The organism is Arenibacter aquaticus (assembly GCF_003957295.1).
GTDB classification, from domain to species: Bacteria; Bacteroidota; Bacteroidia; order Flavobacteriales; family Flavobacteriaceae; genus Arenibacter; species Arenibacter aquaticus.
Genome location: NZ_RQPJ01000003.1, coordinates 650,351 through 676,267 on the forward strand (window position 1 = coordinate 650,351; position 25,917 = coordinate 676,267).

18 protein-coding genes are annotated in these 25,917 nt (G+C 37.9%); 9 read left to right on the plus strand and 9 right to left on the minus strand.

The window, feature by feature from the left end:
- Positions 1-125: 125 nt before the first annotated feature.
- From EHW67_RS09285 to EHW67_RS09300, 4 genes are all read right to left on the minus strand, one after another.
- A complete protein-coding gene (locus EHW67_RS09285) occupies positions 126-1,478 on the minus strand; it encodes a sialidase family protein (protein WP_126162094.1) in 1,353 nt (450 codons plus the stop codon).
- 30 nt (positions 1,479-1,508) lie between these two features.
- Complete coding sequence (locus EHW67_RS09290; protein ID WP_126162095.1) at positions 1,509-3,593, minus strand: RagB/SusD family nutrient uptake outer membrane protein; 2,085 nt, start codon at positions 3,591-3,593, stop codon at positions 1,509-1,511.
- A 37-nt stretch (positions 3,594-3,630) separates the two neighbouring features.
- A complete protein-coding gene (locus EHW67_RS09295) occupies positions 3,631-7,269 on the minus strand; it encodes a SusC/RagA family TonB-linked outer membrane protein (protein ID WP_158285112.1) in 3,639 nt (1,212 codons plus the stop codon).
- Positions 7,270-7,365: 96 nt separating this feature from the next.
- The gene (locus tag EHW67_RS09300) at positions 7,366-8,547 is read right to left on the minus strand and encodes a FecR family protein (protein ID WP_126162097.1); all 1,182 of its coding nucleotides are present in this window, start codon (positions 8,545-8,547) and stop codon (positions 7,366-7,368) included.
- Between the two features lie 111 nt (positions 8,548-8,658).
- Here EHW67_RS09300 and EHW67_RS09305 point away from each other — a divergent pair, with 111 nt between their 5' ends.
- Complete coding sequence (locus tag EHW67_RS09305; protein WP_126162098.1) at positions 8,659-9,255, plus strand: RNA polymerase sigma factor; 597 nt, start codon at positions 8,659-8,661, stop codon at positions 9,253-9,255.
- A gap of 796 nt (positions 9,256-10,051) precedes the next feature.
- Here EHW67_RS09305 and EHW67_RS09310 read toward each other — a convergent pair.
- The 5 genes from EHW67_RS09310 to EHW67_RS09330 all read right to left on the minus strand — a co-directional run bounded on the left by EHW67_RS09310 (position 10,052) and on the right by EHW67_RS09330 (position 17,568).
- The gene (locus tag EHW67_RS09310) at positions 10,052-10,468 is read right to left on the minus strand and encodes a Fur family transcriptional regulator (protein ID WP_126162099.1); all 417 of its coding nucleotides are present in this window, start codon (positions 10,466-10,468) and stop codon (positions 10,052-10,054) included.
- A 187-nt stretch (positions 10,469-10,655) separates the two neighbouring features.
- Positions 10,656-11,897 (minus strand): efflux RND transporter periplasmic adaptor subunit, encoded by a 1,242-nt coding sequence (locus tag EHW67_RS09315; protein ID WP_238389879.1) that lies wholly within the window; start codon positions 11,895-11,897, stop codon positions 10,656-10,658.
- Positions 11,898-11,910: 13 nt separating this feature from the next.
- On the minus strand, positions 11,911-16,350 hold the full coding sequence (locus EHW67_RS09320) for a CusA/CzcA family heavy metal efflux RND transporter (protein WP_126162100.1): 4,440 nt from the start codon (positions 16,348-16,350) through the stop codon (positions 11,911-11,913).
- Between the two features lie 123 nt (positions 16,351-16,473).
- Positions 16,474-16,788 carry a DUF6660 family protein gene (locus EHW67_RS20895; RefSeq protein WP_126162101.1) on the minus strand — a complete coding sequence of 105 codons (315 nt, stop codon included), beginning with the start codon at positions 16,786-16,788 and terminating at the stop codon, positions 16,474-16,476.
- A 120-nt stretch (positions 16,789-16,908) separates the two neighbouring features.
- Positions 16,909-17,568, minus strand: a complete 660-nt coding sequence (locus EHW67_RS09330; RefSeq protein WP_126162102.1) for an N-acetylmuramoyl-L-alanine amidase family protein — start codon at positions 17,566-17,568, stop codon at positions 16,909-16,911.
- Between the two features lie 203 nt (positions 17,569-17,771).
- Here EHW67_RS09330 and EHW67_RS09335 point away from each other — a divergent pair, with 203 nt between their 5' ends.
- The 8 genes from EHW67_RS09335 (at position 17,772) to EHW67_RS09375 (ending at position 25,699) form a co-directional block, all read left to right on the plus strand.
- The gene (locus tag EHW67_RS09335; RefSeq protein WP_126162103.1) at positions 17,772-18,059 is read left to right on the plus strand and encodes a hypothetical protein; all 288 of its coding nucleotides are present in this window, start codon (positions 17,772-17,774) and stop codon (positions 18,057-18,059) included.
- A 270-nt stretch (positions 18,060-18,329) separates the two neighbouring features.
- Complete coding sequence (locus EHW67_RS09345) at positions 18,330-20,744, plus strand: TraG family conjugative transposon ATPase (protein ID WP_126162105.1); 2,415 nt, start codon at positions 18,330-18,332, stop codon at positions 20,742-20,744.
- Positions 20,741-21,322, plus strand: coding sequence for a conjugal transfer protein (locus EHW67_RS09350; RefSeq protein ID WP_126162106.1), 582 nt, complete (start codon positions 20,741-20,743; stop codon positions 21,320-21,322). Before EHW67_RS09345 ends, EHW67_RS09350 begins: the two co-directional genes overlap by 4 nt.
- A 3-nt stretch (positions 21,323-21,325) precedes the next feature.
- Entirely contained in the window at positions 21,326-22,168 is an 843-nt protein-coding gene (locus EHW67_RS09355) for a hypothetical protein (RefSeq protein WP_126162107.1), read from the plus strand.
- Positions 22,169-22,211: 43 nt separating this feature from the next.
- A complete protein-coding gene (locus tag EHW67_RS09360) occupies positions 22,212-22,826 on the plus strand; it encodes a conjugal transfer protein TraK (protein WP_126162108.1) in 615 nt (204 codons plus the stop codon).
- Entirely contained in the window at positions 22,816-23,739 is a 924-nt protein-coding gene (gene traM / locus EHW67_RS09365) for a conjugative transposon protein TraM (RefSeq protein WP_126162109.1), read from the plus strand. The genes EHW67_RS09360 and traM overlap by 11 nt, the downstream gene beginning before the upstream one ends.
- Positions 23,740-23,760: 21 nt before the next feature.
- Positions 23,761-24,579 carry a DUF4138 domain-containing protein gene (locus tag EHW67_RS09370; RefSeq protein WP_126162110.1) on the plus strand — a complete coding sequence of 273 codons (819 nt, stop codon included), beginning with the start codon at positions 23,761-23,763 and terminating at the stop codon, positions 24,577-24,579.
- Positions 24,580-24,931: 352 nt separating this feature from the next.
- Positions 24,932-25,699 carry a phospholipase D-like domain-containing protein gene (locus EHW67_RS09375; RefSeq protein WP_126162111.1) on the plus strand — a complete coding sequence of 256 codons (768 nt, stop codon included), beginning with the start codon at positions 24,932-24,934 and terminating at the stop codon, positions 25,697-25,699.
- Positions 25,700-25,917 lie beyond the last annotated feature (218 nt).

Here is a 25,917-nt window from a genome sequence, read left to right on the forward strand (position 1 = left end):
AATTTACACACTTAGTGAGATAGTCCCTATTAAACACTTTATAAGATTGTCCCTAGTTATCAACGACCTCTTTACGATTAACATACAACATAAAATATTCATAATTTTCATCCTATGGTATTTAGTTAATTTTTAAATCCAAAGTCAGCTCCATCAGTAAGCCAACCTAATGTAAACCGTCTAAACATAAGAGCGCTATTATTAAATCCACTGCTATTTGTACCCTCATAAATACAACCTAGAGAACCATCGGGCAACGTAAGCACTTGACTATATCCAAAATATACAGTATCATCAACTAGCTGCTTAGTTAGCCATGAACCCCCTTCATCATAACTAATACTTATATTACCGCCAAATCTATTATTACCAACATTTTTTGTCGATGAATAGATTAACCTGCTTGTTTGGTTTCCGTATTCACTAGAATATCTTCGCGCATTTTGATTACACCGTACATACGGAAACCGTGAGTTAGCCCACCCAAGACCCTCGTGGGAATTGTCATCTAAATCATAAACTAATTGTTGTTTAAATGATACTTCCTTGCTTGGCCTCGTAATTATCCTTATTTTGTTTCTGGAATCGCTCTCTAATTCTATTAGAGTAATTTCTTCAGGAATGTCCGGTCTTTGTTCCACATTCATAATGTCATGCTCTAACCAAGTATCCGTTGCAAAATCATAATGTAATATTACCATCCTAGTTTTTGTATTGTACCCCGTAATGCCACCTAAAATGAAATCCCCATTATAAAGGTTTTCTCCCATTATTTGTATCCCATTATTAGGGCGCATCCTAACATTAACACTTTCGGATGAATAAATTACCGGTCCAGATTGATGATGCTCAGACCAGGTAATTCCATCATCAAAGCTCTGCATTATAAGCATTCCATTTTGATGGGTTCCTAAAATTTGAATGCGTCCGTCATGTTTTTTATCCGCAACAATAGCAATGGCTCCAAAATCCGTATTATTATCTCCGTCATATATTACTTTAGTATCCCACGTTTCTCCAAAGTCTGTACTTCTGCTTATTAATACATGATCCCAATCTCTATCGGTCCCAGGTGGAACTGCTGGATTATCTCCCAACCGTCCTTCTGACACTACTATAATTGTTCCACTTTTCGTTACTTCAGCTACAGGAATTCGAACCCTATAATATTCCTTATCCACACTATATGAAGTTCTATTGCCTTGTACAATTCTAACCGCATCAAGGTTCCCATCTTTTTTGATTCCATAAGTTAAACTATCATCTAAGCCTTTCCAGGTATGTGTATCCCAGCTATACGAAATACCATCAGTATTAAAATCAATTTCGTCTGGGACTTCTGTATTGTCTCCCATAGAAGGCATTTCGTCTGACCTACTTGAACATTGGAGAAAAGCAGCAAATAATAACGGTAAAAACACCCTATTAATCCTTATAAATAACATATTAAATTTGTTTAAAAACCAATTATTAATCATAAAATAAGTAACATCTGAATTATATATTTACTAGTACCCATCTGTTTGATCTAAATTGGGGTTTCTGGTTAATGTGGACCTACTAAGCGGACTATACCAGGGCATTTTGCCATACAGATACTTATTAGAAGCCAAATCTTCCAAAATTAATCTTACAGTATCACCACCTCCAAATCTTAACATCTGAAACCAACGTTTTCCTTCTCCCATTGTTTCAAATAAGTATTCTTTAACAAGAGCTGCAGTAACCGTGGTTGGATCTAGAGTGATATTAGTACTAATACCAGCCCTGTCCCTTACTTCTTTAATTGCATCAATTGCATTTTGTAAATTCCCTAATAAAAGCTGAGCTTCTGCTTCCATTAATTTAAGTTCCCCAGCTCTATAAAGTATAATATCGCTAATATAATTTCTATTTCCAGAGCTTGCATCAAACTCCCCTCTATATTTATAGGCTATTCCTCCTAATTCAGTTCCATCAGAATCAAACAATAATTTAAATGTTTGTTCCGCTCGTGGATCAGCATCAGCTAATAATGCCTTGCAAACTTCTGGTTTATACGTAACATAATTAAAACTTACACTGTTATTTCCAGGATTTACATCATCTTGAGAAGATATAAGAACATAAGAACTTGTTTGTATTCTAATGTTGTCTAAAATATGGATCCTTACTCCTCCTGTTGAAAAGCGTATCCAAATTGGATTTCCCTGCCCCGCAATTGGGTTTGCAATGTTAATTTCATGAAGCTTTGTGTTTGCCGCATAACCTGCATCAATAACAATACTCCCAAACGGACTCCAGTTAGATCCTAAATTAGTTGACACTTCAAAATCTACTGTTCTTTCCACATCACTATAGCTACTAGTATTACCAGCAAGTTTAGCCAATAAGCCAACATATTTAATATCCTTCATATGTGAAGGAAGTTTTATTAAAACATTCTCAGAGGCGTTAACCCTGGCATAACCATTACCAACACTGTTAAAAGGTGAATTTAGTTCATTACCTTCTAATGAATTTCCTCCACCGTCATTATCCCAACCAAGCGCACCATTAGTTTCTGGACCTATCCAAGTACCATTCAATAAGGTTCCACCCGCCCATGCATTATAGGAGTTTCCTGTTTGATTTGCAGAATTAGTAAAACTACCTGTTTCGAAAGAAATATAAGTCTCTTCTTTGTTTCCTCCAGTTGTAACCGACTCTAATTGCTCATATCTATCTGCACTCACATACATTCTACTTGCCAAAGGTTTAGTAGTTAAACCCTCATCAAGATTATATGGCATAGCCCATACAATTTCTTGATTTTTTTTATTAGATGTATCAAATATGTCTTTAAAACTATTTATTAAGTTAACTTGTCCAGAGTCAAAGCATTCGTTTATGGCATCTAGTGCAACTTGTGCATTTTGAGAAATGTTTTCCCTTAGAAGTCCTGCTTTAGTTAATGCCACTTCAGCTTTCATCGCTAAAAGCGCTGGACGAGACATATAGTATTTATCTTGAATCTCATTTTTTGACATTAATGATAAACCAACCTCAATATCCCGATCAATTAAGGCATATACCTCGGATAAAGGAGAGCGGGCTATTTGCAATGCCGCCACATCAGAATAGTTCTGAATATGTTCATCAACAATTGGAGCATCACCCCAAGTACGGGCAATAAGAAAATAACAATATGCTCTTAAACCATATGCCATACCCAGTGTCATATTTTTCTCTTCTTCATTGGAAAAATCTATTGAGGGAACAAAATGTAAAATAGCATTAGCTTCAGATATGACTCTATAAATCGGATCCCATTGTGCGCCAGAGTTTTCTGAATTCAGTCGATTTTCAAAATAAAATTGATACCCATCACCATGCGTTACTTCAAAACCATAGTTATAAGCCTCTCCTCTCATGTCTCCCCATTGAAAATAATCAAATGGCATAATGTTTCGCAATCTATTATGCATGCCACCAAGTGCAGCTGTTGCATCATTTTCGTTTTTCCAAAATGAATTGTCAGTAACTCCATTAACAGGGGATTGATCTAAATCAGAAGTACACCCAACGAGCAATAGAATTATTACAAGTTGTACATAATTTATATATTTTTTCATTTTATTAATGTTTTTAAGAATTAGAATATTCTGCTATTTAAAATGTTAGATTCACACCCAATGTAAAAGTTCTTGGCAAGGGGTACTGGAAGCTATTTTGATCACTTGTCCCACCCTTTTCTGGTTGGTATCCAGGGTATGCTGTGAAATAATATAAATTTTGACCAGTTCCGTAAATTTCAACGCCAGTTATTGGAGTTTTATTCAACCACTTTTTTGGCATGGTATAGTTCAAGGTTACATCTCTAATACATAGATAATCTCCTTTATAATACATATCTGAACTTCCTCTATTCCAGTTACCCATAGGGTCTCCTTGATAATATTGCGCTATACTAGTTTTAGTGTTTGTAGGTGTCCACATATTATTCATACTCGGCATCATTGCAATGTTTGCAGTATATCTACCATTGCGGTATCTGGTCTCATAATCATAAACCATATGACCTAGAGCATAATCCATATTTAATCTAAGATTAAAATTTTTATACGTGAATGTATTTATTACCCCACCATAATGAGGTGCTCTAGAACGACCAATGTATATTCTATCTAAGGAATTAATTACCTTATCACCGTTAAGGTCTGCCCATCTAACATCTCCTCCTCCTTTATTTACTCTATCTGCAATTGTAACTACGTTATCTCCATTAGTATCTATAACTTGATAATCTGTACCCATTACAAATCTACCAGCTCCTCCATTTGCCCTTGTATCAATAATGCCATCATCAACTACCTCTTGCCAATTTTCATAAATTCCATCATGTTTGTAGGCATAGATCAACCCTAATTCTTGACCTTCTTGGTACCCACCTACCCAAATTGTGTTGTCTGTGTTATTTGGATCAACAACCTCTATACCTCCAATTCTATTGTTTTCAACCCCATTATCTGGAAGTTTCAGGACTGCGGTCTTGTTATAAGAATAGTTTGCTCCAAACTCCCAATTAAAGTTTTGTCCGTTAATAATGTGAACATTTACACCTAATTCAACCCCCTTATTTCCTAATTCAGCAAAGTTTGTCGTTATACTTGAATAACCTGTATTTGCAGGCAAGCTTAAACTTTGCAAAAGATCGGTAGTTTCTCGTTTGTAATAATCCGCCAATAATGTGATTCTGTTATCAAATAAACCAATATCCAACCCAGCGTCAAACGTTCTAGTTGTCTCCCATTTTAAACCACTGTTCGCCAATCCTGTCTTATAAACTACTCCTTGTCCCCCATAAACTCCTGCACCATAGCCACCTTGAAAAGTATACAAACCAAGATTATTGTTATTCCCTGTTTCTCCAAATGAGGCCCGAATTTTTAGAGTATTCAAAATGTTTGAAAAGAAAGATGAATTGAAGAAACCTTCATTATGAATATTCCAACCCGCTGACACACCTTTAAAAACCCCCCATTTATTATCGTCACCAAAACGAGAGGATCCATCTCTTCGTACACTTGCTTGGAATAAATAGCGTTTATCATAATCGTAAATTAACCTTGAAGCAAACCCAATTAAGACATCTTTTGTTGTTGTACTTGTTGGAACCTGAAATGCTTCTGCACCTCCATTTAATGTTTTTATTACATCGGTAGGAGATCCTTGTGACGCAGCATTGGAATAAAAATAATCTAACGAACGGTAAGACGCTAGAGCAGTTGCGGCAATATTGTGCTTTTCATTAAAAGTTTTATTATAAGACAAAACACCATCGAATTGTTTAATCCAATTTATTGCAGTAACTGTTCGCTTAATCCTATCAGAATTCAAAGTAGTTCCATTTAAATAGGCATCGTTAGATGAATTCTCTAATGTTTCAACATGATAAATAGATCCTTTAGGAGAAAAATTTAATTCTGGAGTTATATCCCAGTTAAATCCCAAAAGCGCTGTCCATCTAGTTTTACGCTGGTCTCGAATAAGATGCTCATTTACATAGTCCGGATTAGCCATAAGTTGATTTACCCCTGGTGCTAAAGAGCCATCCCCAAAAGTATATTTTGTACTTGGAGCAATATTTGGAGACCTTAAAATGGCATTGCGCAAATGTACGCCTGAACTATAATTACTCGAAGAGAAACCTGAGGGTTGGTCTTTCATTTCATGAGAAATATCAAACTTTCCAAAAACTTTAAAATGATCCGTGATTTTTCTGTCTGAATTTAAAACAGCTGTAAATAAATCATATTGTGTATTTACTAAAACACCTTTATCATTTAATAATCCAGCGTTTAAATAAAACGAGCCTTTTTCATCTGCACCAGAAAAGCTCAAATTATTTTCTTGTCTAATACCAACACTATAATTTATATCATACCAGTCCATATCCTTAAAAAGGATATCCCTACCTGTTACAGGATCAGCCATTTTAGACCACCCCTGCGACAATAAATATCTATTATCATCATTCAAAAGCATTGTTGTATATAAAGTATTGGAGCTTAAATTATTGCCGGTCCCATAACTATCAGCATTATCCAAGGAACTTAATGAAGCCGCTCTTGCATCACCTCCGAATGAGTTAATTACACTATTGCCTAATAAAATGCTGTTTAATTGACCGATTCGGGCTGTACGAATATAATCCTCACCACCTATAGGTCTAAATTTTTCATTCCTAAATGCTGAAAACCCTGACCTACTTCGAAATATTATTGAAGACTTCCCAACATCACCAGTCTTAGTTGTTATTATTATTACGCCATTAGACCCCCTTGCTCCATAAATAGCTGTAGAAGTAGCATCTTTCAATACCTGTATGGTTTTTATATTGTCTGAACGCAAACCATTTATTTCTCCTCTTTCAACTCCATCAACAATATAAAGTGGAGAACTTCCTCCTGAAATAGAGCTTCCTCCACGTAATACTATTTGTGGGCCAGAACCAGGCTGACCCGAAGTATTTATAACGGTTAAACCCGGCACCTTACCTTGGAGCGCTTGAGTTACATTAGCATATACGAGATTATTTATATCTTTAGTATTTACTTTTGATATTGAACTTGTAACCGTTTCCCGAGATTGGGTACCGTAACCCACAACTACAACTTCCTCCAGTCCTGCAGCACTTTCCTTTAAAACTATTTTAATATTGGATTGCTCAGTAATGGCAACCTCATTGGTTGCAAAACCAATATAGGAAACTACTAAAATAGCACTGTCATTGTCAACAGAAATTGAAAAATTTCCATCAAAATCCGCCTGAGTACCATTAGTCGTTCCTTTTTCAAGGATGTTTGCACCAGGTAATGGTTGACCGTCCATATCCAATACCGTTCCTGAAATAGTTAAGGTTTGCTGCTTTTTGAAGGACGGACCGGTGGCAATAATAACTATTTTATTACCTTTAAGATCTAACTTGAAGTCCTTTCCTGCAAAACAAGTTTCCAATAATCTATTCGCTCGAATGAAACCCTTTTTTAATTGAACTTTAGGTAGATTTTTAAATAAATCCTCTTGGTATATAAAAGTGTATTCGGTCTGTTCCCTTAACAAGTCAAAAACATCATCGATAGACACCATTTGATCTTTATCAATATGAATCTTGGTGCTTTGTGAGAAAATTTCACCCGTAGTGAACCCAAAGGTAGAAGTACAAAGTAAGAATATAAATACTCTCATGGAGAACAGTAGTAACCCTTTCCGCTGACGGAAAAGAATGTTAATAAATTTAATTTTCATAAATTTGAATTTTGGTTGGTTAAACATTAATGATCAATCGATTCATAAAGGGGATTAAAGCACAGTACTGTCCAGGTATAACTTAATTCCCTTTCTTTATTTTAGCATAATTCTTTTTTCTTTTATCTCATACGCTTTAATATAATTAGTGGTTAAAATATTGTTTAATATTTCCTCAATAGTTTCGTCCTTCCTTAATACGCCATTAAATTTCACAGCCTTAAGTTCAGGCCTTGAAAATAATATGTCTACATCATACCAACGGGAAAGCACCTTAGCAATCTCTTCTAAGGACTTACCCTTAAAACTAAAGAGACCCCTTCTCCAAGAAATTTCATCATTGATATTTACAGGTTTAACGATAATACTATTATTATTTATGTCCAAAGTAGACTGCTGGTTTGGCGCAAGTACTTTCTTATTTGTAGAGGTATTTATCACTACTTCACCTTCGACCAAGGTCGTATAAACATTGGTTTCATCTCTATATGCTTTTAGATTAAACTCTGTTCCCAGTACTTCTATCACCTGTGAAGTGTTCAATACCTCGAAAGTCGCCCCATCATGCAATGAACTTGGAGATACTTCAAAATACGCTTCACCATAGACCAGTTCTACTTCTCTTGTTTCCCCTTCTTTGAAAGCCACGGGATACTTCATACGACTTTCCGAATTAAGCCACACCAAAGTTCCATCTGACAATTTTATATGAAATTGACCTCCTCTAGGAATGGTTAAAAAATTATAAGCAACTTCGGCATTTTCTGATTGTGAAGTATCATATATCAATTCTTTCCCATTACTTTGTATTCTATTTGTACGAATTGTTTTTCCTTTTTCCAAATCAATATTTGATCCATCTTCTAAAGTTAGAATAGCCTTATCAGTTCCAACTTCAATTACATTATCAATGGTTAATGGGGCCTCTATATTTTTTTTTAATTCTTCAGATTTATTGTCAAGAATCCCATTTTCTAGAATATATCCACTAGCAACAAACACTAATATTACTGCAGCATATTTGACATAGTTTAGGGTTTTTCTCTTGATTCGGTCTTTCCTTTCCTGTTCTATAAATTTTAATAGCCGCTTTTTGGAATTATCAGTACCAAATCTTTTCATATTAACATTGATTGCATAATTGATTTTAACATATTTTACAAACTTCTCCTTATTAGAAGGATTTTCAATCCACCGTGAAAGCAAATCCAACTCAGAAAGGGATACTTGTCTAGTGAAGTATTTGGCAATCAGATTTTGTATTTTTTTAGACATCATATATTCAATTCCGTAATTAAAACGCTATTATTTTACACAACCCTTGCTTTTATGTTGATTATTTTTATTCTTTTGTCAAAAATTCTATGTTACAATTATAATTTTCAAATTATGAAAATCGACCATTTTAACGAAAAGACTTTGATCAATGGCTTAAAAAATGGGGAATCCTTGGCGTATACCCAATTGGTAGAAACCTACCATAATAGGTTATGTAATTATGCCAATGAACTTATAAGTGATACTGATCTATCGGAAGATATTGTTCAGAATGTATATATTAAAATATGGAAAAAGCGCAAAAACTTAAAGGATGATGTTGACCTCAAGAACTACCTATACAAATCTGTTTACAACGGGTTTATTGATTATTACAGAAGAAATAGACCTGTTTTTTCATTGGAAAAATTACATATAGACACCTTGGTCGCATTTGTTCAGGAAGAATCGGAAAATTCTGTGGAAAGACTTATTTCTCAGGTAAAAATTGAAATTGAAAACCTTCCACCAAAATGCAAACGGTCCTTTGTTTTGAGCAAGCAGGAAGGTCTTTCCAATATTGAAATTGCAGAACATTTAAATATTTCCACAAAAACTGTTGAAGGTCATATTACAAAAGCATTTTCCATTTTACGCAAGACCCTGGACGCTAAATTAAATGGAGTCTTCCTATTACTTTTTGGAATGGACTTAAAACAGAAGGCTTAACGATTATAGTATTTTCCACTTTAAAGCAATATTAAATTACCAGCCCCTTCTATAAATTAGTGTAAAAATTGTATTCAGCATTATGGCCCTTATGTAATAGGTAAGAAGAGTAAATAGTTATAGATGGAAAAAGACAGATTCTTTTCACTAAAAACTGGACAGAACATATCCTGGGACATGAATTTTCCCGGAATTTTTTTATGGCTTATTTTGGAAGCTAATTTTCGTCCGGGTTAAAAGGGATTTTGGCGTTTTAGTGAGGGTCGGGCATACCTTTCCCGTCGGAGTTTCGGTTCGATGGTCCCTAAGTCATCCTTTGCAAAGCAATGCCCGACTTCCGCCTACCGATCTCCAGGGCATTTGCCGTATGGGTGCCGAAGAAAACCCATCTATAAGATTTCGGTAGCTATGATCCGGACTCTAATCATTTCAAATTCTTTTAAATCAGCTCCTTACGATCTATAAAAAAAGGGATCAGACTTTAGATAAAAGTCCAACCCTAGTTATTTTTAACATACACAGTTTACGGGATAGTGTCTTTCCTTGTCTCTTAAAACCTTCTCCTAAAAAAATAATAGCTACAATTTTTGTTTGGCCTGCAACATCAATATTTGTGACTATTATAGTGATAAGTGTAGACCCTAGAAAAACAAAGGCATCCGTCCTAATAGCAACTTTAGTACCATAGTAATTTCTGTCCATCCCATTAAAAAACCTAATAAAACAGCTAAGTCAAACCTATGCAATAGCGTTAATTCAGTTTGTTTATCCATTTGTAAGTTAACGTTTAACGTGATTAAACCCCATTGCATTTTTCACAAATGCCTTTTACCGTAAGGTTCATATCTATTGATATATAACCTTTGGGAAGGTTGATTTGAGGGATTTTATAATCTGTCAAGCATACCGTTTCTTGGCATATGTTGCATCTAAAATGTAGGTGCAGGTCATTATTTTCCTCAGAAGTAGAATGATTTTCACAAATAGCGTATTTTATGATACCAGTGCCATCTTCTATCGAATGTACCAATCCGATTTCTTCAAATGTTTTTATAGTCCGATAGAGCGTACTTCGCCCCGAGGTTTTAAAGTCTTTTTCCAGTTCGCCTAAGCTTATGGCATTTTCTCTATTCACCAATAATTTATATACCAATAATCGCATTGCAGTAGGGCGAACCCCTTTATCTTCCAGTATTTTTACAATTTGTTCCATTTTATCAAGTGTTACCTGTAATGATTGATAATCCTTAGCATTTTATTTCATATTGCTAGTGAATTCATTTCTATCATTTTCCCTATTTCATGAATTGCTTTTTGAATGGGCCTGCCGTTTTATCCCGTTTTTGGAATAACATAGAACAGACCCTTATCAACCAATCAAAATCAATTATTATATTTTATTAATGACTATGTGATGTTTCGCTTTTTTGCATTTCAGATATCAGGTAGTAGGCATTGTTGAATACGACTTGGGCATCCTCGGCAAGCGGTTCCAATAGTTTTATTTCTACCCAACCATCTTCAGTTATTCCTTTACGGACTTCAATAGGTTTTAACTCCCATTCAACCTTACCATCTTCCAAATGTTCTTGTGCTATAAAAATGAACGGCTTTCCACCTTCTTCTATAATGGCATCTTCTGGTAAAGCCGTCACCGGTGCCTCACCAGTCCTTATTTTTCCATTGATATACATTCCCGGAATGAGGAAATCTTCTTTTTTATCGATTTCCGCGTGTATGTGTACGGCCTTGGGGTTCTGTTCAAACTGTTTTCCTACGGAATAAATTTCACCGGTAAGGTTGCTATTGGGAACCGACTCTAACGTAAAAGAAATTTTTTGTCCCTTTTTAACCTTATGGATGTCCTTTTCAAAAACCATTAGATCCGCATGAATATGCTCATTATCCACAATTTCAAACATAGGCGTTTGTGGTGCTACATATTGCCCCATTTGAACTTTTACTTTCTCTATATAACCAGCAATAGGGCTTGTTACAGGAACATATTCGTAAATTTCACCTCTCCTTATTTTTGAGGCACTAATATTCAATTGACGTAACTGCGATTCATAACCTTTTACCTCTGCTTTAATCGATTGGTATTCAGACTCCGTTTGTTGAAATATCTTTCCTGAGCCTACCTTTTCTTCATATAACCGTTTTTGGCGTTCGTATTCTTTTTCCAAAAACTGCATCCTGTTATAGGTTTTTATATAATTGGTCTGGACTTGGGACAGGTTTGGGTGGGAAAGGTATGCCAAGGTCTGTCCTTTACGCACTTTATCTCCTTCTATAACCTTGATGCTACTTACGTTACCACCCAAAATAGCAGTTACCGTAGCTTCATACTGAGGTGGCACCTCCAATTGTCCGTTAGCTTTAACAACACCTGAAAGCGATTTTGTTGGTAAAGCAGCTACTTTAATGCCCAAACTATTGAATTTTAGCTCGGATAAATGCGCTGCTTCGCCTTCTTCAAAAATCTCTTCGTTTTCTTCGTGTTCCTCTCCTTCTTTACGGTCATGGGTTTCTTCTGTTTTTGAGGCTTCCTCCCCTACCGCTTGTTCTGTTTCTTCCTTGCAGCCCATAATAAGGGCAAGCACTAGAGACAGCATTAAAATCATTATTATTTGCGTTTTCATCTTATTATTTGTCTTAATTTTTATTTGGATTCTTCAGGTAATATTCTAGTTGGTTACGACTGTCCAAGTAGCTGTTGAAAGCTTCCCAGGCACTTATTTCTATGCGGATAACATCTCTAATATTTTGTAAGAAAGCCACATAGTCGATAGCACCTTCCTTAAAGGCCAATATAGTACCTCTTCGCTGTTCTTTGGCCAATGGAAGTGCTTTGTTTTTATAATAATCCCACGAGTTTTGCCATTTTATAAAATCTTCACGCCTATTTTCATAGGCTGTTTTTAACTTTAGCTTTTCGGTGTGAAAATTCTCTTCTGCTATTTTCTTGTCAATTTTTGCCTTTTGCGCTCTTCCTAAATTGGCACCGAAAAGCAATGGAATTTGTATACCCATTTGATATTGATAAAATCCTGATTGACCGTTAATTTGCTGCCTGCCGTATTGTACCTGGAACTTTGGCAAAAATTCAGATTTTTGTACCCTGGTAACTGCCTTAGCTACCTGTATTTGTTGCCTTGAGGCTTGAAGTAGCGGATGGTTCTCCAAGGGTGTCGCGCTATAATCCAACGGAGCTTCTAAAGATTCCAATGAAGCATTTGGTACACCGTACAACGTATCACTGGCAAACCATTGGTTTAACTGTTGCAATGCTTTGTGGTATTCCCTAAAAGCCTGTTCTATTTGAATTTTGACCTCATTGGCTTGATTGGATGTTGCCAAATATTCCAAATTGGAAGTAGCTTCGGTTTTATACTTGATTCTGGCCGCTCTCTCAATATCCTGAAAAACGGAATCCATGTGTTTATATACCAAAAATGTTTTTCGTTTTGTGTACACATTTGCCCAAGCCCTGCTTACCTCTCGTTCCACTTCCAGGGCAGTTAGGTTGACAAGGTTTTCCGCCAAATGGATACGTTCCTTTTGCAACTTTAATTTGGGAACGATCCCAAACACATTGATTTCCTGCTGTTGCACCCCGATGGTATTGGACACACCATTTTCTCCATTGCCTACTTCTTCCTTTCCAGTAAATATTTGGGTACTTCCAAAATCAAAGGCAGTTTTTCGCATCGCTTTCTCTCCTTCAATTCCAAGCTTTGCGGCTTTTAAACTAGGGTAATTGGCAATGGCCATTTTCTTGGCTTTTTCCAGGCTTATCGTTGGCAAACTATCCTGTAGGATTACTTTGTTTTCCAATGTACCTTCTTGAGCAGAAGCTGGAATGGCAAAACCCAATATGCATCCTATGATTATAACGATAGCTATAGCACTTGGTTTTAACGAAGAAAGCTTCTTTTTACTTTTGTTTTCTTCCCGTTTTTCAATGAATGTATATAAAATTGGAAGTACAATCAGTGTTAGTAAAGTCGCCGTTAGCATACCTCCTATGACAACGGTTGCCAATGGTCGTTGTACTTCGGCACCGGCCGATGATGAAAATGCCATAGGCATAAAGCCTAAAATATCTGTAGTTGCTGTTAACATAATGGGGCGTATTCTTTCTTTTGTTCCTGTTAATATTCTTTCCCGTATGCTTGTTACACCTTCTTCCTTTAAGGAGTTAAATCGGTTTATAAGCACCAATCCGTTCAGAACGGCAACCCCAAACAACACTATAAACCCAACACCCGCAGAAATACTGAATGGCAAATCCCGTAACCATAGGGCAAATATGCCGCCGATGGCCGCCAATGGAATAGCGATGTATATCATTATGGATTGTGAAAACGATTTTAGGGCAAAATACAGGAGCACAAAGATCAAGAACAGTGCTATGGGCACTACGATGGTCAACCGTTCTTTGGCCCGTACCAGGTTTTCAAACTCACCGCCATAGGTAATATAATACCCCGGTGGCAGATCCAACTCGGCATCTAGTTTCTGTTGAATATCGGTTACCACGGATTCTACATCACGCCCTCTTGTATTTATGCCCACGTAGGTCCTACGAAAGGTATTGTCACGGGATATCTGCATAGGTCCCGGCACATAGCTTATGTCCGCCACTTCTTTGATGGGAACTTGGGTGCCATCGGGCAAATCGACATATAAAGCGCGTAAATTTTCGATGCTTTTACGGTGCTCCTCATCAAATCGGATAACCATATCAAAGCGTTTTTCCCCTTCAAAAATGACACCTGCATTACCACCGGCAAATGCGGCACTTATGTAACTGTTTACTTTCTCAATATCCAGCCCGTACTGTGCCATCTTTTTTCGATTGTACATTACGGTCATCTGTGGCAAGCCTGATGTTCGCTCTGGATTGACATCACCCACGCCTGGAACGGTTTGGATAATAGCCGCCATTTCTTCTGCCTTTTTGGAAAGGACTTCTAAATCTTCGCCATACAATTTTACGGCAACGTCTTCCCGAACTCCTGTTAGCAGCTCGTTAAAACGCAATTCCACAGGTTGGCTAAATACTAGGTTTACCCCTGTAAGTTCACTATCCAGTTTATCCTTGATTTTATCGGTGAGTTCTTCTTTTGATTTTGCCGAAGTCCATTTGTACATATCTTTTTCCAAGATGATGAACATATCGGCAATATCCATCGGCATCGGGTCGGTAGGGATATCGGCAACACCAATTCTGGCAACTGCTGTCTTTACTTCTGGAAAGTTCTTGAGAAGTACGCTTTCTATTTTGTTTGATACATCGATAGCTTCTGTTAATCCTGTTCCCGGCCTTAAGAGTGCTTGCATGGCAAGGTCTCCTTCGTCCAATTGAGGTACAAATTCGCCTCCCATTCTTGAGAACACAAATCCTGAAACAAGAAGTAAAACTACAGCTGCTCCTACAACTAAGGATTTTACTTTTAATGCTCCTTTTAAAAGCGGTAGATAGGCTTTTTGGATGCCCCCTATAATATTATCACTGATTTTTTCCAGCCAACTTTCGAATTTCCCGAACCAATTGTTTTTGTTTTTTACGGGTTTCATAAATAGAGCGGACATCATCGGAACATAGGTCAGGCAGAGGAAAATGGCACCTAGCATGGCAAACCCAAAGGTAAACGCCATAGGACGGAACATCTTTCCTTCAACTCCTGTTAAAAAAAGAATAGGAGCAAAAACGATTAGAATGATGATTTGCCCAAAAAAGGCAGAGCCCATCATGGTACTTCCTGCATCATAGGCGACTTTATCCATGACGCCTTGATTGAATTTTAGCTTTCCGGAACGTATTCGTTTTTGAATTTCATAAACCGTCCCTTCTATGATAATTACCGCTCCGTCTATAATAATTCCAAAATCGATAGCTCCCAAGCTCATTAGGTTGGCCCAAACACCAAATTGTTTCATCAAGATAAAAGCAAAGAGCAACGATAGGGGTATGGTTGTGGCGGTTATCAATCCGCCCCTTAAACTTCCCAATAAAAAGACCAATGCAAAAATGACAATAAGTGCGCCTTCCAAAAGGTTTTGTGTTACGGTACTGGTAGTTCGTTCTATGAGATTGCTTCTATCCAAAAAGGGTTTGATTTCCAACCCTTCAGGTAAAGACTTTTCAACGTTTTGCATTCTTTCCTGAACATTGGCAATCACTTTATTAGGATTGGCTTCTTTCATCATTAACACCATTCCGCCAACGGCTTCACGACCATCTTGGGTAAAGGCTCCGTAACGTACTTGGTTTCCAAATTGTACTTTTTCCGCAGCATCTCCTATTGTAATCGGGAGTCCATTTTCATTTTTTATGGAGATGGCCATGATATCACCCAAAGACCTTATGAGTCCTTCCCCTCGGATGAAGTTTGCCATTTTGTTTTTTTCAATATAGGCACCTCCTGTATTGACATTGTTCCTTTCTAAAGCGGCAAATACCTCGGATATGGAAACACCTATGGCATTTAGCTTTTCGGGGTTTATGGCTATTTCGTATTGTTTTATATGACCTCCAAATGAGTTGACTTCCACAACACCATCCAACAGGGTCATTTGGCGTTTTACGATCCAATCCTGGATGGTACGTAAATCGGTAGGGGAGTATTTGCTTTCAAAACCCTTTTTGGGTTTTATGGTATATTGGTATATTTCCCCTAACCCGGTAGTAATTGGTCCCATGGAAGGATTCCCGAATTTTTCTGGGATGCTTTCCCTAACCTCGTTCAGCTTCTCCTGTACCAATTGTCTGGGTTTGTAAATGCCCATGTCATCATCGAATACGATGGTCACTACGGAAAGTCCAAAACGGGAAATGGAACGGATTTCGGTTACATTGGGCAAGTTGCCCATGGCCAGTTCCACGGGATAGGTCACGAATTGTTCGATATCTTCGGTAGCGAGGTTTTCAGATACGGTGATGACCTGTACCTGGTTGTTTGTGATATCTGGCACCGACCCCAGATTTACGGTAGACATGGACCAAATACCGGTTATGATAAGAGCCAATGTCAGTAGTCCAACAATAAATTTATTATTGATGGAGAATACAATGATTTTATTTATCATGTAATAAAAAGATTAATTCAGTTAAACTTTTCGCCGAAGTTTGTATGGGACAAAATCAACGAAATGAAGATGATGACCTATCGGGATAGGTCAACAGAGGATATAGTTATCCTAAAAACTGAATTAAACCTGGGGTGGTTGTAGTAGGGAAAGGGTAAATTCTTTACTAACGTTATCGAAATGGATACAGGGCTCCAAAGAAATCTCAGGTGTTAAAGGTTTAAAATTTGGAATCCCAAAATCTATAGTATGCCCATGACAACAGTGGCATGTGCAAAATGGACTGCACAGGTCAGAACTATAATTTTCGGAATGGTCAGTATGACCATCCAAAACAATTTCCACTTGACTGTCATTGATAGGAAAACCCGTATCACTACAAGGTAGTACATTAAGTGCTAGAATATAAAATGATAATATTAGTGGTACTATTTTCACAATACAAAAATATAAAATTAACAATGCACAGCTTGTGCAAAGGGGTCCTATCAATTCAATACCATTTTGTTCTTTTCGCTAAATGTTCTTATAACTAAGCCTTAATTTCAAAGATTCATATCACTGATGTGCTCTCATGAATACGTTCAAAACTTCAAGCACCACCATCGCCAACCCAGTAACACTCTCCTTCCTCCTACTATGCTCCGCCTCTTCCCTGTTAGACAAAAAGCCGAGTTCCAATAGCACGGCCGAGCAAATATTTTTTGTTTCCCTAAGCACTTGAAAATTGGCATATTTTAATCCACGTATTTTGAAATCCAAGGAACCACGGAATTCCTTCAACATTCTTTGAGCCAATTCTTCAGACTTGAATAGAAGCTCCTTATCGGTACTTGCGTCTGGACGCGGTACATACACTTCTATTCCTTGGGCAGATTTTCTGGTAGCCTGATTGCAATGGATAGAGATAAAAACATCAGGCTTTAATGACTTGGCCAATTTTGTTCTATCCCCTAATGAAATCAAGGTATCATTGTATCGAGTCAGATAGAACTCGATTTCATTATCGAACAGTTCTTTGTTCAAGCGAATCATTTCTTTTACGACCTCCAGAACAATGTCCTTTTCCTTTATTCCATTAACTCCAAAAGCCCCCGAATCCACTCCCCCATGCCCCGGGTCAATGACTACTATTCTACCTCCACTTTCCTGAGCATGAGTGATAATCCCTAACAGGGCAAAGCAAATCCATAGGCAAACTATCCGAAAACGTTTCATAAATTCAATTTTTTAATTGCGTGTTGCACAATTTTCATCCTTTCCTTGGGTTCGTCACGAATCCGTAAAATTTTAACGCGCTCGGCTGTTAAAATTTATATGATTCCCATCGTTATACCAGATCCTTTAGAAATTCCTTAACGAATAATCCGATGCCTCTCCTCAAAAATGGAATTTGAGGGACATCACATAAATATCATATCATGAAAAAACCGATCAAAGTATTTGCCATTGCCCTATTGACCTCCCTATCGGCCCATTCTCAAATTGGGGGTATAGAAGATTCTGTCAACGATGTTTCGGACACCATTAGGGCCATTTTTCCAATTATCCTTGGGGTCATCTTTCTTATTGGCTTCCTGTTCAATGCAGGCCATTTTTTTGGCGAGAACTCCGATCTAAAAAAAGGGATTACCCGGGTATTGGTCTTTGTCCTTATAGCCGGAGCGGTAGTGGGCATCTTTACGTATCTAATAGGAATTGTGGTATAATGCAAAAATTCGAGGTATATAGGAACATCAGAAAAAAGGCCATGATATTTGGACTGTCCGTCCCTTTCTTCGCCCTCCAAATGACCTGCCTCATAGCCTCCTTAATGGTCATTATTTTTTCCTTTAACCTGTTTGTTATCATTCTGGCGTCCACTTTTAACAGCGCAGTCTATGTGATATTGACACGGGTCTCCCAAAATCCGCTTCACATCATTATCACGAGCATATTTCCCAAAATCATAAGCAACAAAAAATCCACCCTGTTAGACTATGAAAAAGATTAATCTCGTTGCCCAACACCCCATCCTCCATATCCGGTCCAATTTGGTCTTTGCCAACAATGGCAACGTAGTTCTATGTTATAAAGGACAACTTCCGGAAATCCACTCTCTCTCCGAAAAGGATTTTGAGGACCTGCACAATACTTGGCTCCAGGCCCTTAAATCCTTGCCCATCGGGTGTGTGGTCCACAAACAAGATGTTTATCAAAAAAAACGCTTCTCATCAAAAAAATTGCCCGATACCACCTTTTTGGCCAAGGCTACCCATGAGTATTTCAAAGGTCGGGAGTATATGGAACATGAGTGTTTTCTGTTTTTCATATTGGCCAGGAACAAAGCCCTGAACAACCCAATCTATGTAAACCCTTTTCGGAATGTTCCAGCTAGTATCCACTCGGATATGGACACACAGTTAAATGCCTTTGTGGAAGCGGTAAATGATTCGGTTTCCTTTATAAACAATGGCCGTAAAATGCAGTTTGCCCCTTTGACCGAAAATGAAATTCTATCCATGACCGACTACTACTTCAATGGTTTCAACGAGGGTTTTGACACCGACATTCTTTTGGAAAGTTCCAATGTCAACATAGGAGAGCATTATTTTGATGTTCTGGCCGTAAACAGCGAATTATGTTTTGGGGGAGTCGTCCAAAGCAGTAGGCCCAATGAAAAATTCACCTCGGACGATTTCTCCTTTCATCAGGGGTTTATAGATGGTTTAGGGCTCGCCCTTAATGAGAATCACATCGTCAACCATATCATCTACCTTGACGACAAACACAAATGGCGCAAGGTTCTGGAAAAAAGAATCGAGGAATTGAAAAAAAGCTCCAATTTCGGTTCCCAGAACAAGGTTTCGCTGTCCAAGGTCCAACAGATCCTAGACCAGATCAATGCTGATGAAAGTTCCCGAATTGTCCGCGGTCAACTCAATATTATCTATTGGGATCACGGATTGGCTAACCTTCGTAATATAGGATCAAAGATCAGGAGCGAATTCAAGGAACTTGACATTACCCCTTATTACCCTAAAGGCGAGGAACGCAAGAATTACTTCCTAAATAGTTATTTCTGCCACTCCTCCAATTTTTCAGATCAAGACCTTTATGTGACCGACCTAAAACATGCCCTATGCCTGTATATAAACACTACCAATTATAAATCGGACCCTTCAGGGATCCTATTTAACGATCGCGTCCATAACATTCCTATTATCAAGGATGTTTGGGACGAAGGAAAAAAGCGTATCAAGGCACGGAACTTTGCCATTTTCGCCCCTACCGGGGAAGGAAAATCATTTCTGGCCAATAATATCCTAAGGCAATACTTCGAGGCGGGAGTCCGTCTGGTCATTATCGATCTAGGAGGCTCCTATACAAAATTTGCCAAGCTCTATCCCGAACACTTCACCATTCTAAGATATGAAAGCGGCAAGAACCTGGGCATCAACCCTTTTTTCGTGGAAAGTCAAAAGGACATGGACCCAGATCGTCTGGAGGACCTGGCCATGTTCATTTTTGAACTGCTGGGGACAGGCAACAAGGTGAGTAAGGCACACCAGGTCTCCCTTAAAAAAATCCTTCAATGCTACTATAAACTCGTGCATAAAGGCCATTCCCTGGACAGCTTTTATCGCTTTATGGAGAACAACCAAAAGGATTTATTGGACCAGCTTAAAATACAGTCCGATTATTTCAACATACCTGCCTTCCTGCACATTATGTCCGAATTTGTTGAGGATGGACTCTATAGTTTCTTGTTCAACGTTAGCGAAGACCAATCCTTTCATATTGAGGACAAACGTCTGATCGTTTTTGAACTGGACGAGATCAAGGACAACAAGGAAATTCTCTCCGTGATGTTGAAACTGATCAAGTCGGCCATACAGGCTACCATATGGAAGAACCGTGCAGAAAGGGGCATCATATTGTTCGATGAATTTGCAAAACAGTTAAAATTCGACAACGTCTTGGAAAGTGTTGAATTTTACTATCAGGCCATCCGAAAACAGAACGGGGCCATAGGTATCATCCTCCAATCCATAAACCAACTGCCCAACAGTTCCACCTCGGCCAGTATCCTTGAAAACACCCAGGTAATTTATAGCCTCAACAATGAAAAAGGCTATGCCGAACTAAAAAGTAGGCTCAACCTTTCAAGCCATGACCACAATCAGTTGAAATCGATCAGAAACAACCTTACCGGCCCTAAAAAATATACAGAGGTTTTTATCAAAATAGGAAGGGAGAGCAACATTTTTAGGCTGGAGGTTCCCCCAGAGGTCCATGCCGCCTATCTAACGGATGGCGAAGAAAACGCGGCCATAATGTCCCTGTATAAAAAGACCCAGAATATGGAGACCGCTATTAAAGAGTATATAGAACTAAAAAAAGTAACATCATGAAAAAGAAAATCAGAATACTGGGAATTGCGCTTGCCTTTGTCCTTTTAAGGCCAGCAGGCGCTGCCTGCCAGGGTATGCCGGTCTATGATAACACCAATTTTATCTCCATGACCAAATCTCTTATAGAATCTGCCAAACAGACTTCTGAGCTATTAAAGACGGTGGAATTTTTAAAAGAGCAGAAAGAGAACATAATGAAGGTCAGCGATGTGGTAAAACAGCTCAGGGTCGTAAAGAATATGGCGGACAACAATCGCCGTATGATCGATATCGTAAACAGGGACCTAAGGGAAATCTTGAACTCCCCTTTTATAAAGGCCGAGGAGGTCTCAAGAGTATCCAACTCCTTTAATGCTATCATAGAAAATTCACTGAGCGACCTAGATTTTATAGAACAGATCCTTTCCAACGACTATCTAAAGATGACCGATGCAGAGCGCACTGTCCTGTTAAAGGAAAAGGAAATGAAGTCCCTTGAAATGGTGGCCGAGATCGAGGCCAAGACTAGGAGATATCGTGAGGTAATCGCATTTAGGGAAATGCAGGATATTATCAACAGCAGGGAAATAAAATATTGAAACATGTCAGGAATAGTTTTAAGCATAGGGCTCGAATATGTAGATACGGTCTTCCAAACCATTAAGAACAGTGATTTTGCACAATACACCATCACCGGGATGAAGACCCTGGCCATTCTGTTCTTCCTGATCAACATACTCAAAAAATACAATGAGGGCATTGCAAATAATGAGGGGTATACATGGGGGCTGACCCCCTCAGTACTGGCCAAGAATTTTGCTGTGGTCATACTGGTCATTTTTTCCACACAGGTGCTGGGGATTTTCGACACTATTTTGGTGGCCATTGAGGCCCAATATCGCGACACCGCCCCTGCATTGCTTCCCTTGCAACTTCAGGATATAGACTTGGAACAGGACGTAGGCCCGATAGAGGCTGCAAAAAAGGCAATGGCCCTAATATACGAAACCTTGATAACTCCTTTGTACGGGCTAAAAATACTGGCATTTATTTTAGGGGTGTTCCTTTGGCTCATGGACCTATTTATCTATCCATTGTTTCTGGCCGAGCGTTTTTTTCTGATGGGGATCATGCAGGCCTTTTTCCCACTTGTGATCAGCCTTGCCGTATTTGAAAAGTTTAGGGCCTTGGCCTACAACTACTTTAAATTATATACCGGCATCTATATGTTGGTCCCGGCGTTTTTCCTTGTCAATGTCTTTGTCAACAATCTGTACACCGAGGTGAACGGCAATTTTTGGACCACTCTTTTTGGTTCGGATTGGGGGAGCCGTTACTATGCACCTTTAGTAAATCTGGGATCTATCGGGTTCATTGTATTCTTAAAATTCAAATTGTACCGTAGGGCCATAGCCTTTACCATTAGGCTCTTCAGTGGGGCCTAACCAGCATCTAAACTAAATCCAGTGTCAAAATAAAAGTACCATCATGAAAACACCTTACAAAAATATCCACAACTTGCTAAGCCTTAACCGGCATATTGTGTGGTCCCTAGTGATAGGCACCACGGCAACCTGTATAATAGCCTTATTTTCCGTCTTAAAAATGCACAGGGAAATACTTCACAATGCCTTTGTTGTCAATAACAATGGAAGTGTAATACCATTGAAATGGGTGGCACAAAAAGAAAACCTGACCGTGGAGGCATTGTCCCATTTGGAGCTTTTCCATACCTATTTCTACAACATTGACGCCAGCAATTATAAAAATAATTTGGGGAAGGCCCTATGGTTGGGGGACAGTTCGGTGGATGGGCTATATCGCCAAAAAAATGCGGACGGGGTATATAATCGGCTATTGCAATATTCCTTGGTGCAAAAGGTCATCCAAATCGACTCCAGGTTAGAGCTATCCTCCAAACCCTATACCTTCACCACCACTACCATCTTTGAAATCAACAGGGGAACCGTAACGGATACCTACGAACTGGTCAGCACTGGACAACTGATCCATGTAGATCGCAACTTCCCCAAAAACACCCATGGGCTTTTGATCACAAACTATTTTGAAAAGACCTTAAAAAAATTACATCATGAAAATTGAAAAAAATAAAATCCTGTTCTCTTCTATATTGCTGGTCATTACATTGTTCATCATTGCCTACGCCATGATGGTGTTGGACAGTGGAGAGGATGGCAAGGAGCTGTTAAAGCAGACAGAGGTGCCAAAATTGGAACAACAGCAGGAAACGTATACCTCCAAATTGGAAGCCGTGGATAATATTGAGGAGGCGCGCACCACCAATGCACCTAGTATTTACGATGAACGAATGTTGGATTCCAATAATGTTTTCAACCCTGATCTTAGCGATAAGGAAAAACAGCGCAAAGTGGACAGTATTTATGAACAAGGCAGGATTAGGTATAGTTCGACAATGACTAAAAACAACATCACCACCCAAATACGGCCAAAAAAGGCCTTAATGCCAACACCCAATGAACCGGAGACTGAAGAGCCCCCATTTACTAGGGAAATGGCATTGGAACACCAACTGTTTTTTGCCTCGGCCCCACAGGCCACCTTAAAAAACTACATTGAAGAGGAAACAAATATCCACGTGCAAGTTGATGGCGACCAAGTGGTGAGGGCAAATAGCCGTTTGCAATTACGTTTATTGGAGGATATACAGCTGGGTTCCACTACGATCCCCAAGAACACTCTAATCTATGGTCTTGTGAGTTTCAAACCCAATAGAGCACTTCTCAAAATTGACAATATTGATCATATGCCCGTAAAAATGAAGGCCATTGATCTACAGGATGGATTGGAGGGCATCTATGTGGAGAACAGCTTCAGGGGTGAGGTAAAAAGGGAAATAGCCAGTGATATAGTAGAAGACATAAATGTTGTTGGCCTTCCACAATTAAGGGGTGTAAAAAACATCTTTCAGCGCAGTAATAGGAAGGTAAAAGTAAAAGTGGCCGACCATTACCAACTCATTTTAAAGGCCTATTAAACCATCTCTAATAATATTATTATGAAAAAATTAATAACCCTAAGCAGTATTCTCATTGTTACTGCCCATGTATATCCACAAAAGGATAGAACAATCGATACCATTTATACCAACGATCAAAAGATTGTTTCCTTGTTTTTTCCCGACCCCATTCGACAGGGTATAACTGGAACTCCCAATTATACTTTCAGTTATAATCGTGAAAAAGAGCAGTCTTTTGGATTGCTTCAGTCCACCACTGGGGAAGAAAGCAATCTCCTGGTCATTACCAGCCGTGGCAAAGTGTATTCCTATATACTGCGCCACTCCCAGAAACTGGAAAAACTCCATTACTTCATCGATTCCACGGAAAGCATAGGTCATGAACATAAAAGTTCACACCCCAATACAGGTACTTCAACCAAAACTATCCAGAAGAGCAAAACAGATTCTTTGGGCAAGGAAATATATTCTAAACTCTGTAGTCAATTGCTCGGAAACCCAAGGTCCTATAACCAAATAAAGTATAGGGACGGGCTTACGATCCGTATGGCGAAAAGTGTTTATTATGCCAACGAGGTATACGTGGTATTTGAAATAGAAAACAATTCCAAAATCGACTTCGAGATCAACACCTTGAACCTGTATACAGTAAATGGCAACAATAAACGCAAGTCGTCCTATCAAAAGCTTCTACTTTCCCCAATTTATGAGTATAAAATTCCAGCATTAGTTCCAAAAGGCCAGAGTGTTCAATTTGTATGTGTATATCCCAAATTTACTTTGGGCAAAAATGAAAAGCTTATGGTCACATTGAAAGAACTGAATGGGGCTAGGGATGTGGTGGCCAAATGGAAGTGAACACCCTTAAGTAAAGTTAGAAAATAGGGATTCAGAGCAATGTTAACATGATAAAACAAGAATCATCAACCTTTTGTCTAGTTTAATTTTAAGATAGAATTTTAGTTTAGATCCACATTCATAGTAGCTAATCGAAATTTAAACTAGCTAAGAATTCTAATTTATAGTCTATTTTGTTATATTTAAATCAATTATAACTTCCTGTTTGCTCTATTTCTCGTTAGAGAATATACAACTCCATTAAACCATTAAGAATAAATCAAATTTGGGTACTATAAAATCCAAATTTAGATGTGGTAAATATTAAATTTCTTCTGATGAGTATTTTTACTAAATTTAAATAAATTTATTTATGGAAGTTCATTTTGACAACATAAAGGAAAATATTATTAATGAAATAAACTGTGCCAAATTTTCAATTTATGTATGTGTTGCTTGGGTGAGTGAGAACTTTATTATAAAAGAGCTTACCAATTGTTTGAAGTTAGGGATTCAAGTTGAGCTTTTAGTGAATTATGACGATAAATTCGATTATTCTAAGCATAAATTTGAAGACTTTATTTCGAATGGCGGCAGATTATTTTTATTTGACACAAATACAAAGTTGATGCATAACAAATTTTGTATTCTTGACTTATCCACGACTATCACAGGTTCATTCAATTGGACCTATTCAGGAACAAAACATGAAGAAAACATAATTATTGAAAGAAAGAATATTGATTATGCCCATTTGTTTGCGAAACAATTTGTTAAATTAAAAAGGCAATCCACATTATTTTCCAACTTTTTCACTGGAAATGCTGATTTGTATCGTCATGTCAAGGTAAGCTATGAAACAAAAGAAAGTAGTCATCCAGGTCTACATTCGTTAACTTTAGTGTTTAGGGAAGGTTCAAAAGAATTTACTACTACAGTATTGAAAAGTAAATTCGAAGAAGCTCTTGGTCATAAAAATTATCCAAGGGAAATCTTAGGTTTCTGGAAATTAACGACAGAGTATTTCTCAGACCAGTTTACTGGTGAGCAAATGTTAGAGTTTTATGAATTTATTTGTGTTGAAAATAGGTTTAAAGGAATTTTGAGGGTAGATTTAGATGACAAATTTGGACGTAAATAGCTTTTATACAAATATTTAAAAAAATATCATTATCTAAAAAACAGTTCCCTTAGAATTAAATGACGACCTTTAAGTAAAATAAGACTTATTGTGGGTGAAATGCGATTCTTAGAAGGTTAGGTGAGGATAATATTTTATCCGCTTATGAAATTAAGAAACTCAGCACAGTCGTTTTGGAAACTTCAACCTTAAAAAGAGTTGACCAATTATGGTAAAAG